Source organism: Lamprobacter sp. (assembly GCF_034860625.1).
Taxonomy (GTDB): domain Bacteria; phylum Pseudomonadota; class Gammaproteobacteria; order Chromatiales; family Chromatiaceae; genus Lamprobacter.
The window spans coordinates 1-822 of the sequence record NZ_JAYESN010000670.1 but is presented as its reverse complement, the minus strand read 5'-3'; the positions used below and the strand labels follow the sequence as shown (position 1 = coordinate 822).

At 59.0% G+C, this 822-nt stretch carries 1 protein-coding gene; it reads right to left on the bottom strand.

What is annotated here, in order from left to right:
* The coding region (locus VBE63_RS30660; RefSeq protein ID WP_323686726.1) for a type IIL restriction-modification enzyme MmeI at positions 1-822 on the bottom strand (822 nt) is incomplete at both ends.

Below are 822 nucleotides of genomic sequence, written 5' to 3'. Positions count from 1 at the left end.
AAGCGCTTGGTGGGCTTTACGCAGCGCTGTCGGCATCAGGTCAGGGTCGTAGAGGTTGGCCAGGGTTGACTTGGGATGGCTGGCTCTGGCGTTCAGGACCGCCTGGGCGAGCGGTTCCAGCTTCGCCAGTGCCGCCTCGTCGGCAGTAGGCACTGGGAAACTGTTGTAGACCAGCCCGATGGAGTAGCGGTAGTCGCTCTTGAGGCGCCCGCCGATGTGCCTGAGCCAGCTCATGTGCATGGCGGATGTCAGCAGTCCGAACAGGGGCCGTGTCGCTCCCGTTATGATGCGAACGAGATTGCTGGGGATCACTGGCGGCTCCAGCCAGCCGATCGGGACATACTCTCGTCGCTCGGAGCTGACCTCGGGAATCACCAAGAAGGGCTTGGTCGGGATAACTTCAACGTTATAGCGCTCTGGATAGTCGGCGATGGCCAAGGTGCTCTTTCGCTTGCTGAGCAAACGGAACGCTTTGACTGCGCGCATTCTCTCAACCACGCTGGGCATATTCCTAAGCTCCATCGGCGTTGCTTTCTGCAATGCAAGAATCCATCGCTCTCCGCCGTTCAGAAATTCTCGACTCCCGACGAAAGGATGCAAAAAGGCAGCGGCTCCAGGCTCGGTGCACACTAGTTCATCCCGTTCCTGTCTGCTCAGGATGTAGTGTCCATCGTCGATGGGTTGTGATCCGCTAAGCAACTTGGACAACCCATTGATCGGCTTGCTTTCCTCCCGCACCACGACATGCGGGTTGGCGAGATGGCTGGCATCGAACAGATAGGGGGAGATCGCCGCGTACTGGCTTTCTTGCGGCTCGCCTTG